This is a genomic window from Halopiger aswanensis (assembly GCF_003610195.1).
Classification (GTDB): Archaea; Halobacteriota; Halobacteria; order Halobacteriales; family Natrialbaceae; genus Halopiger; species Halopiger aswanensis.
Window position 1 is genome coordinate 1,455,815 of the sequence record NZ_RAPO01000001.1, and the last position, 9,462, is coordinate 1,465,276.

General features: G+C 64.7%; 10 protein-coding genes and 1 rRNA gene. 3 read left to right on the forward strand and 8 right to left on the reverse strand.

The genetic code is table 11. The annotated features are described in order from the left end of the window. Nucleotides 1-6: 6 nt before the first annotated feature. Complete coding sequence (locus ATJ93_RS07005; RefSeq protein ID WP_120243860.1) at nt 7-612, reverse strand: riboflavin synthase; 606 nt, start codon at nt 610-612, stop codon at nt 7-9. 151 nt (nt 613-763) lie between these two features. Between ATJ93_RS07005 and ATJ93_RS07010 the strand changes: the two genes are divergently transcribed. Further along, the gene (locus ATJ93_RS07010) at nt 764-1,030 is read left to right on the forward strand and encodes a DUF7533 family protein (RefSeq protein WP_120243861.1); all 267 of its coding nucleotides are present in this window, start codon (nt 764-766) and stop codon (nt 1,028-1,030) included. Between the two features lie 189 nt (nt 1,031-1,219). Continuing rightward, complete coding sequence (locus tag ATJ93_RS07015; RefSeq protein WP_120243862.1) at nt 1,220-2,326, forward strand: hypothetical protein; 1,107 nt, start codon at nt 1,220-1,222, stop codon at nt 2,324-2,326. Nucleotides 2,327-2,349: 23 nt separating this feature from the next. Here the strand turns inward: ATJ93_RS07015 and ATJ93_RS07020 are convergent, their stop codons facing one another. The 4 genes from ATJ93_RS07020 to ATJ93_RS07030 form a co-directional block, all read right to left on the reverse strand. Further along, the gene (locus ATJ93_RS07020; RefSeq protein WP_120243863.1) at nt 2,350-3,636 is read right to left on the reverse strand and encodes a M24 family metallopeptidase; all 1,287 of its coding nucleotides are present in this window, start codon (nt 3,634-3,636) and stop codon (nt 2,350-2,352) included. Nucleotides 3,637-3,639: 3 nt separating this feature from the next. Further along, nucleotides 3,640-5,532, reverse strand: a complete 1,893-nt coding sequence (locus tag ATJ93_RS07025) for a UvrD-helicase domain-containing protein (RefSeq protein WP_120243864.1) — start codon at nt 5,530-5,532, stop codon at nt 3,640-3,642. A 108-nt stretch (nt 5,533-5,640) separates the two neighbouring features. After that, a complete protein-coding gene (locus tag ATJ93_RS23560) occupies nt 5,641-5,799 on the reverse strand; it encodes a DUF7563 family protein (RefSeq protein ID WP_013879502.1) in 159 nt (52 codons plus the stop codon). A gap of 182 nt (nt 5,800-5,981) precedes the next feature. Continuing rightward, nucleotides 5,982-6,167, reverse strand: a complete 186-nt coding sequence (locus ATJ93_RS07030; RefSeq protein WP_120243865.1) for an HVO_0416 family zinc finger protein — start codon at nt 6,165-6,167, stop codon at nt 5,982-5,984. 174 nt (nt 6,168-6,341) lie between these two features. Here ATJ93_RS07030 and ubaA point away from each other — a divergent pair, with 174 nt between their 5' ends. Continuing rightward, nucleotides 6,342-7,181 (forward strand): SAMP-activating enzyme E1, encoded by an 840-nt coding sequence (gene ubaA / locus ATJ93_RS07035; protein WP_120243866.1) that lies wholly within the window; start codon nt 6,342-6,344, stop codon nt 7,179-7,181. Between the two features lie 21 nt (nt 7,182-7,202). Here the strand turns inward: ubaA and ATJ93_RS07040 are convergent, their stop codons facing one another. From ATJ93_RS07040 to rrf, 3 genes are all read right to left on the reverse strand, one after another. Next, complete coding sequence (locus ATJ93_RS07040) at nt 7,203-7,991, reverse strand: hypothetical protein (protein WP_342768851.1); 789 nt, start codon at nt 7,989-7,991, stop codon at nt 7,203-7,205. 298 nt (nt 7,992-8,289) lie between these two features. Then, nucleotides 8,290-9,078 (reverse strand): SDR family oxidoreductase, encoded by a 789-nt coding sequence (locus tag ATJ93_RS07045; protein WP_120243868.1) that lies wholly within the window; start codon nt 9,076-9,078, stop codon nt 8,290-8,292. A gap of 172 nt (nt 9,079-9,250) precedes the next feature. Beyond that, a 5S ribosomal RNA gene (rrf, locus tag ATJ93_RS07050) occupies nt 9,251-9,372 on the reverse strand. Nucleotides 9,373-9,462: the final 90 nt, after the last annotated feature.

A 9,462-nucleotide genomic window follows, 5' to 3' on the forward strand; every position in this document is an offset into this window, starting at 1 on the left:
GCGCCGTCAGTCGAACCGCGCCTCGAGCAGCCGTTCGACGTACTTCGAGAGCACGTCGACCTCGAGGTGGACGGGGTCGCCGGGCTCCTTCGCGGAGAGCGTTGTGAGTTCGTAGGTCGTCGGGATGATGGCGACGGTGACCCGGCCGGCCTCGGGATCGAACTCGGCGACGGTCAGGCTGATGCCGTCGAGGGTGATCGAGCCCTTCTCGACGACGTAGCGCTCGTAGCCCTCGGGGAGGTCGAACTCGAAGAACCAGTCCTCCTCGACCGACTCGACGTTCGTCACCGTCGCGACCGCGTCGACGTGGCCCTGCACGACGTGGCCGTCGAACCGCCCGTCGGCCGGCATCGCGCGCTCGAGATTGACCGCGTCGCCCGCCTCGAGGTCGCCCAGATAGGTCCGCTCGACGGTCTCGCTGGCGAGGAAGACCTCGAACCACTCGCCGTCCGCGTAGTCTTCGACCGTGAGACACGCGCCGCTGACGCTGATGCTCTGGCCGTGCTCGAGGTCGGTCGCGACCTCGTCGGCGCCGATCCGGAGCCGGAGTCCGTCGTCGGTGCGCTCGCGCGCGACGATGTCGCCGGTCTCCTCGACGATTCCCGTGAACATACCGGAGAGTTCCCCGCGACGGATAAAGACGTTCCGAAGGCGAGACGCGTTCCAGTTCCGTTACTCTCCAGGGCGAGATCCGAGGAGAGGGTCGAACCGACTCGAGAGACAGTCGTCGCGCTTTTGCCAATACGCGCGCTACCGGTACCCAATGGCCGGTATCATCGACACGATTAAACTCGCGAGCACCCTCGTCCTCGCGATTCCCGCTGCGCTCGCGGGACTCGAGTTCCTGCTCGTCCGCGGCGAGACGACGACCGGAGCGATACTGCTCGTGCTCGCCGTCGGGCTGGTCGGACTGCAACACTGGATCCCGACGCCGGGAGACATCCCTGGGATGTTCGCCAAACGGGTCCTCGGATCGGTAGTGAAGGAGCCAGAGCCGGACCCAGAACCAAACGACGAGCAGGACTCCTAGCTTCTCATCCAACCGACCGACACCGATTCGACGCAGTCTCGTCGGCCGCTCGAGGCGGCTTCATTTGATCCAGCCGACGGCGATAGCGGCTTCGGGGTCCGATACGCACAACCGGAAGATAGCAGGGACGACGAAGCGGTGACAGCCGGTGGTAGCTATTTACTCGTCGCGACTGTCGGACACCCACCGATGGTCGACGGAGATTCAGTAAAACAGTCCCTCCGGAATCGCCTCCGCGGTAGTACGTCCGGCAGGCGGATCGACCGCTCGAGCGAGAACCGGATCAAGCGGTGGATCCTGTTCGACGGGAACCGCGAACGTGTCGCCGTCGGACTGCTCGCCACCGTCTTCGCCGTCCTTCTGGTGATGGGTGGCGTTTGGCCGATCGAGTACCAGGAGCTGTTGAGCGAGACGACGATAATCCAGACGGTGTTCAACACCCTCCTCTCGGGAACGATCTTGCTGGTCTCGATCGTCGTTTCCATCGCCGCGGTGGGGATTTCGCAGGAACTCACCTCGCTGGGCAATCAGTCCGAGCGGGTCGAGACGACAATCGACTTCCAGGGACAGATCGAGGACCACGGCATCGTCGACGTGAGTCCGGCGCGGCCAGGCCAGTTCACCGCGGTCGTTCTCCGCTCGATCAAGGAGCGGGCGGACGAACTCCAGCAACTCGACGGCGACGCCGACCGCGGACAGGGGTACCGCGACGAGGTCGAGCGGCTCCGTACCGACATCCACGCCAACACCGAAGAGGTCCTGACGACGCTCTCGCGCGTTCCGAACGGCTCGACCGACGAACTTCTCACGGGACTGAACTACGATTCCTCGTGGCAGCTCTACCAGGCACGGCGCATCCTGACGAAGTACGACGAGCGACTGACCGACGCCGAACGGCAGGTAATCGAGGAGATCATGGACACGCTACGCACGCTCATGGTCTGTCGCGAGTACTTCAAAACGCTGTACTACAAGCTCGAGCTTTCCGATCTCTCGACGACGCTGCTGACGGTCTCCTTGCCGACCATCATCTTCATCACATACGTGCTGCTCGCGCTCAATACGGGACTGTTCCCGAACGTCACCGTCTTCGGCTACACCCCGCTAACGGTCTTCATCAGCCTCGCGTACACGATCGCGCTCGCACCCTACGCCGTGCTCACCTCCTACGTCTTCCGCGCGGCGACGGTGACCAAGCGGACGCCCGAGGAGGGGCCGTTCGTGCTCGACGCGGATCGCGAGACGGCCTACGACGCGTCGACAACCGAGGCGGAGCCGACCGGAGACGTGAAGTGATCACTAGGCAGCCGTCAGCCCGCTCACTCGTTCCTGAGCAGCGCCGTCGGCTCGAGCGAGCGCGAGAGGGTAGCGAGTCGCTCGACGGTGGTCCGCCCGTCGTCGGCCCCCTCACCCTTTGTGAAGACATCGGCAATCCGTATCCAGGTGCCCTCGCTGTCCGCGTTTTGATCGTCGCTTCCGCCGTCGAGATCGACGGCCGCCTCGAGACAGACGACGCTGCCCGGTCCGATGTCGTCACCGCCGGCGAGCGGTCGCTCGCGCGGCTCGAGGCCGATGCCCGCTACCCGCGTCTCGATCCCGCCATCCTCGCCGAACGCGCGGATCTCGGCCTCGAGGTCGGCTTCGACGGCGGTCACGGATTCCGTGCCCGCGGTCAACATTGCTCGACTCGAGCGGAACGCCTGGGTGACGGCGACGTGGGCGCGCCGTTCTCGCCCCCCGTCGCTGTCGACGACGAGCGTGCGCGCGAGGCGGCCGTGGTAGCCGTCGGGTCCTTGCGGTGTCGCCGAGAGGACGATCGGCTCGCCGGGCCGAAGTGCGGAGTCGGCTCCGTCGCTCGCGGGGAAGTCGACGACGGTATTGCCCGCAGGGAACGCCCCGGCCCCGACGATCGCCTCGTCGATTACGGTCCGGAGCCGGGTAGCCGTCAACGGCGCGCCGTCGACGACGAGCCGTCCGTCCTCGGCCGTCGCCGACGCGAGCACCGAGGCACCGCGGCGAATGCCGGCGGCTGCGCCGCGCTGTGCAGTCTCGATGCGAACTCGTTCGCCGTCGGTCTTTTCCGCTCGAGCGCGGTCGATTGCATCCGTCGAGGCGAGCGAGAGCTCGCCCTCGTTCTCGAGGTAGAGCGCGGCGTCGTGAGGGATCGTGGACGGTGCCAGGACGGTCGCGCCGTTGCCCCCTTCGGAGTCCTCGCTTCCGTCAGCCGTCGATACACGCTCCGAGAGGTCACTCGCGAGTTCGACCGCGGGGTGGGTCCCGGATGCAGCCGACGACCGGCACAGCCAGTCGGTTCCGTCGTAGCCGATCGCGAGGACTGTCCGCGCTCGAGTCCCGCTCAAGTCGCCGAGGCTAGCCTCGTCGGACCCGGCTGCCGCGAAGCGTCTCGCGGACGATAGCTGCAGGCAGTACCGGAGCGCTGGATCGCGGATGGTGCCCGCGTGGACAAACGCGGCTGCACCGCGGGACGCGAGTTCGTCGTCGAGTACCGCCTCGAGACGGTCAGCCTCGAGGGCGGCCAGTTCGGTTCCTGGGACAGCGGCGTCGCTCTCGGTGTCGTCGTCGGAGCGAAACGATCCGTCGGTCACGGCTTACGGTGCTTCCGCGCCCGCTTCGGGTTCGACTTCCGCTTCGTCATCGTCGTCGTCGGACTCGGTCGGCTGCTGGGCCTCCTCGACGAGGTCCTCGAGGGTCCTGTCGGTGAGTTCGTTGTGCAACAGGACGTCGATCGGCAGGGTCGGCGCGCCGTCGACTAAGTTCTCGAGGAGGACGAGCCGTTCGCGGGCCCGGGACATGCCGACGTAGAAGACGCGCCGTTCGTTGTCGGTCAGGACGGGCACGGGCGAGGTGGACTTGGTGAACTCCTCGACGCCGGGGACGTCCTCGGGGTCGTCGACGGTCGCGACCATCTGCTCGACGACCTTCTCGGTGAGGTCGGTGCCGACGATGACGTGGTCGGCCTCGCGACCCTTGGCGGAGTGGATCGTGCCGACGCGGACGCGGTCGGTCTCCATCCCGAGGTACTCGCCGATCGCGAAGTACGAGCGGACGCTCTTCTTCTGGAAGTTAGTCACCTTCCGGACCATATCGGCCGCCGACGCGGGGCCGGGCATGAACGGAACGTGGTCCTCGACGACTTCGGCGGGGATCATTAGCGCTTGGAGGTCGTCGATACCGGACTCTTCCTGGCGCTCGTCGATGGTGTCGAAGAGGTCGTCGCGCTCCTTGGTGCCGAAGGCCGACTCCTGAAGCATGTCCGCGAGCCGGCGGGCCTGCAACCCGGTGACGTCCTCGCCCGCGTCGATCGCCTCGACGGCGCGGACGTACTGGGTGAGGCGGTCGGTCCACATCCGCTGGTCGGTCAGCGACGTGAACGGAATCCCTTCGGTGATGAACTCGTCGATGAACTGGAACATCTGGTAGCGCGCCCGGAACAGCACCATGACGCTGCCGTCCGTTTCGACGAGCGTCCGTCGAACGTTCCGGACGACGTCGAGCATCGAGGCGTTCGCCCGCGCCTCGACCGCACCGCCTTCCTTGCGGGGTTTGAGGTCCTTGTCCTGTCGCTTCTCGATGTGGCGAATCTCCTGGTTGACCGCGTTGAGGACGTTCGACGGGAGACGGTAGGAGTTCGGCAGAATAATGTCCTCGTCGACCTCTTCCTCGAGGAGCAGGGCGGGGTCGGCGCCCTGCCAGGAGTAGACGACCTGGTCGTCGTCGCCGGCGATCAGAACCTGCTCCATGTGGGGTTTCCACTCGTCGTAGACGTCGTACTGGAGCGTGGTGATGTCCTGAAACTCGTCGATCACCAGGTAGTCGACGCTGGGCAGCAGCGAGCGCTGCTTGACGCGCTCTAACATGTCGGCGAAGCCGATCTTGCCCTGCTCGCCCTTGAACGAGCGCCACGCCCGGATCGCTTCGGGGACGTCGATCCGGTCGTCGTCGCTTGGCCAGGTGGGCGTGTACTTGTTGCCCTCCTGGGCGTTCGGGTCGATCTCGGGTGGAAGGCGGACCTCCTCTTCGTCCCACTGGAAGGGAACGTCGTACCAGTCAGAAACGTCGCGGCTGGTCCGCTGGAGCCACTGGCTCGTGGCGATGATCTTGTTCCCGATCGTCGTCGAGCGGGCGGTCCGGCGACCGGCGCCGCTGTACTCGTCCTCGAACTCGAGGCCGTACTCTTCGCAGAACTCTTCCTTCTCGGATTCGCCGATCACGTCGCTGCGGGAGAGATCCAGCAGATCGTAGGCCTTCGCGTGCATCGTACAGACGTTGCCCTGCAGCGCACGCGGACTCTCGTCGAGTCGCTCGGCCAGTCGTTCGCGAACCTCCTGGGCTGCCGCTCGCGTGTACGAGACGACGAGGATATCCCGGAACGTAACGCCGTCCTGATCGAGGATTTCTTCGACGTGGTCGAGAAGCGCGGTCGTCTTCCCGCTTCCCGGACCACCGAACAGCCGGGTCACCTTCGTCTCCGTGGTAGCCATTGTACCCATTCAAGGGCGCGATACTCTTAAGTGACGTGGGTTCTGTACGGGGAGAAATCGACAGTGCGATCGGGGACTGGGCGGCCAATACGGATCTTCGGAGATCGGTCACGGATTCCGCGGCGAGCGGGCGGCGCGGACCTCCGCACCGTCGCGGATCTTGTCCTGGCAGTCCGGACAGACGCGCGGGTCGTCGACGCCGGGCGGCGTGAACACTCGAGCGTACGCGTCGGTCACGAACGAACCGCAGTTCTGACATTCCGGCATGGTTTTACGTTCTATCTATTGGGAAATAATACACTATAATTGTATCGTATATGCAGGATGGAACGAAGGTTGAATCAACGGCTCAGTGGCTCGCATCGATCCACAGAACGAACAAAACCGAAAACGAGGGGACGTCGCCAGACCGACGAACGACGACGAAATCGACAGGTACCGACGATCAGTCAGGCCGCCGGCTCCCAGCCGCAGACGGAACAGATGTCGGCGGCCGTATCGTGGAGGCCGCCACACTCCGGGCACTGCTTCTTGTTATACTCCTGCTCCCACCCTACTTCGTCGACTGAGTGGCCGCGGTCGGTAAGGAACTGGTCAAAAACGTCGTCACCGGCACCATTGGGTGAGGATGCCATACGTGTGTCAATGCTAGGCACAGTATTAAATCGTTGGGTTGCCCCGATGATCTGCCTCATCTTTGCTATACACCCACATACGTCGGACGTATAAGTCAGCGCAACCGCGGAGGCAAACGCGCACGGGCGGCGACTACCCGCGGGTTTTTCCCGGTCTCGGCCCTACGTCGAGGTATGAGCGATCTCCGCCTCGACGCGACACAACTCGATCGATACTCGCGACACGTGATCATGGACGAGATCGGTCCCGAGGGCCAACAGCGACTGCTCGAGGGGAGCGTCCTCGTCGTCGGCGCGGGCGGTCTGGGATCGCCGGCGATCCAGTACCTCGCAGCGGCCGGAATCGGCCGGCTGGGCATCGTCGACGACGACGTCGTCGAACGGTCGAACCTGCAGCGCCAGATCGTCCACGGCGACGGCGACGTCGGCCGCCCGAAAGTCGAGAGCGCAGCCGACTACGTGGCGGCGTTGAACCCGGATATCGACGTCGAAACGTACGAGACGCGTCTCACCGCGGCCAACGTCGGCGACCTCGTTGCCGGGTACGACGTCGTCCTCGATGCGAGTGACAACTTCGCGACCCGGTACCTGCTCAACGATCACTGCGTGCTCACGGAGACGCCGCTCTCCCACGGCGCGATCTACCGGTTCGAAGGCCAGGTGACGACGTTCACGAACGAGCGCGGCGGCGACGGCGAGGCTCCGCCCTGCTACCGCTGTCTGTTCCCCGAAGCACCGGAACCCGGTACCGTTCCGGACTGTGCGACCACCGGCGTCCTCGGCGTCCTCCCCGGCACCGTCGGCTGTATCCAGGCCACCGAGGTCGTCAAGTACCTGCTCGGCAAGGGCGAACTGCTCGAGGGGCGCCTGCTGATGTACGACGCGATGGACATGAGCTTCGAGACGGTCGAGATGCGCTCGAACCCGTCGTGTCCGGTCTGTGGGGACGAGCCCGAGATCGAATCCGTCGAAGACGCGACCTACGAAGGGACCTGTTCGCTCTCGGCCGACTGACGGTAACGGGTCTCCGAACCGTCACCACTGCCCGATTCGCGCCGACACGCTCTCGGACAGCCTACCGATGCCGGCGAGGGTGAGACACGAGGCGAACGCGACCGTTCCGAGTTTCCCACCGGCTCCAACAAATGCGGGACGGACAGTGAGATAGAGCAGCCCGGATGCGGCTCCCGCACCGGCGATCTGCGCCGTTGCTAACCGATCCGGACTCGACATTCCGACGAACGAAGCGCAAAAGGCGACAGCCGCCAGCGTCGATCCGATGTCCGGAGCGAGCGCGGGAAATCCGAGCCCGGCTCCGAGGCCGACGGCGCCGGAACCAACCACTGCGCCGAACTGCAGATGGCGGCTCAGGAGTACAGTCCCGACAGCCCCGACGATCGCCACCGGAACCACGACCCACGCGAGATCCCACGCCGGCGACCCCGCAGCCGCGTACTCGAGCCCCGTCAGCGCTACCGTCGACGCACAGCCGAACAGTGCGATCGTCCCGAGTTTGCCACCGAAACCGCCGAACGCCTCCGTCGTTGCGACGAATGCGAGGCCGGCGACGAGTCCCGCGATGCCGACGTACTCGAGCGACGGGATTACGGAAGGCGACACCATCCCGACGAACGACCCGCAGTAGATCGGAACGTCAATCTCGGCGAATCCAACGCCAGCGATCACGCCGACGACGGCCGAGGCGACCACCGGTCCGAGGCCGACCGGAACGCTCAGCAGGTAGGCGACTCCTGCACCCGCCGCGACCGCGAGTACGTCGATCGCATCCGTTCGATCGACCCCGACGGCATCGCTCTCGAGCACACGTCCGCCTCTGCGCTCATCGGCGACGACAACCGTCCCCGCAAGCGTAATCGTAAGCGCGAGTAAGGTTTCGAATCCAACCGTACTGAAACTGAGCGGGTTTTCGAGCATATCGAACACGGCACTACTGAGCAGTGCAGCAGGCGTCGCGATCAACGCGACGGAGCCCGCAGCCCGCACCGCTCCAGAGAACTCATCCCAGCGACGAAGCGATCGACCAGCCACACCCGCAGTCACCACAGCGCCCTCGAGAACGTTACGATTCGGGACCAGTCAGAACACGGACCGATGGACGGCTCTAGCTTCGCAACAACCCACCGTCGATCGGTATCTCGGCGCCGTTGACGAAACTCGCCCGCGGACTCGAGAGGAAGGCGACGACTTCGCCCAGCTCGTGGGGTTCGCCGATTCGATCCATCGGAATCTCGCTCGCAAGCTCCGCGAGGCCCGCTTCGTAATCGTCGTACGTCCCGCGGTCAATCCTCGCCTCAATTAACTCCTCAATACGCGATGTCTCGATCGTCCCCGGGAGCACCGCGTTCGCCCGAATCTCCGGCGCGAACTCCCGCGAGATCGTTTTCACGAGTCCGACCACGCTCCGCCGAACCGAATTCGACAGCAAAAGGCCGTCAGCAACCTCCCGAACCGTTCGCGAGGTGATACACGTGACCGTTCCCTGCTCCGACTCGAGCAGGTGCTCGTACGCCTCCTCGATCGTCCAGACGACGCTCATTACCAGCAGGTCGTAGGCCTGATACCAGTCCTGCTCGTCCGTCTCGAGAAAGGTCGTACTCGGCGGCCCGCCCGCCGACGTCACGAGGTGATCGAGACCACCGAACTCGTCGACGGTCTGACTCACGAGCCGAGAGATATCGTCGGGATCCGTGATATCTGCTTGGACGGCGATCACGTCCCCTGCTGCGTTGCTCTCGGCGAAATCATCGCGCGCCCGCTCGAGACGGTCCGCATCGCGTCCGCAAATCGTCACGTTCGCTCCTCCCTCGAGGAGTGCCCGCGCGCTCGCCAACCCGAGTCCGCTCGAGGATGCCGTTACCAGTGCCGCGCTGTCATCGAGCTCGAGTTCCATACCTCGCTCGACCACGAGGAGGATCAAAGTTCTCCGGCTTGTGAGGAAGTGTGACTGCTCGAGATCGACAAACCTGCTGCTATCCTATTCAGGATGTACTCCGCGTATGAAATGCAAAAAGCCCCGCCGAGCGACACTGCTGTCGCTCGACGAGGCTTAAGATGAAGTATGAGTGGGGCGGCGAATCGACGTTCCCAGAGGGTCGCCCACTCCAGTAGTTGCCGATACGCAGGCGAGCTTATCTTCCGTGTTCGGGATGGGTACGGGAGGAACCTCGCCGCTGTGGCCGCCTAACGCCGATTCACGGAATCGAACCGTGATCATGCCAATATCGGTTGATTGACCGTGTGTATGTGTAGTCCAGTTAGCGCCTGGACCCGTTCG

What these genes read in the sequence shown, in the direction of transcription:
- ATJ93_RS07005 (WP_120243860.1), bottom strand. Translation starts at nt 612, where the DNA reads ATGTTCACGGGAATCGTCGAGGAGACCGGCGACATCGTCGCGCGCGAG.
- ATJ93_RS07010 (WP_120243861.1), top strand. Translation starts at nt 764, where the DNA reads ATGGCCGGTATCATCGACACGATTAAACTCGCGAGCACCCTCGTCCTC.
- ATJ93_RS07015 (WP_120243862.1), top strand. Translation starts at nt 1,220, where the DNA reads ATGGTCGACGGAGATTCAGTAAAACAGTCCCTCCGGAATCGCCTCCGC.
- ATJ93_RS07025 (WP_120243864.1), bottom strand. Translation starts at nt 5,532, where the DNA reads ATGGCTACCACGGAGACGAAGGTGACCCGGCTGTTCGGTGGTCCGGGA.
- ATJ93_RS23560 (WP_013879502.1), bottom strand. Translation starts at nt 5,799, where the DNA reads ATGCCGGAATGTCAGAACTGCGGTTCGTTCGTGACCGACGCGTACGCT.
- ATJ93_RS07030 (WP_120243865.1), bottom strand. Translation starts at nt 6,167, where the DNA reads ATGGCATCCTCACCCAATGGTGCCGGTGACGACGTTTTTGACCAGTTC.
- ubaA (WP_120243866.1), top strand. Translation starts at nt 6,342, where the DNA reads ATGAGCGATCTCCGCCTCGACGCGACACAACTCGATCGATACTCGCGA.
- ATJ93_RS07045 (WP_120243868.1), bottom strand. Translation starts at nt 9,078, where the DNA reads ATGGAACTCGAGCTCGATGACAGCGCGGCACTGGTAACGGCATCCTCG.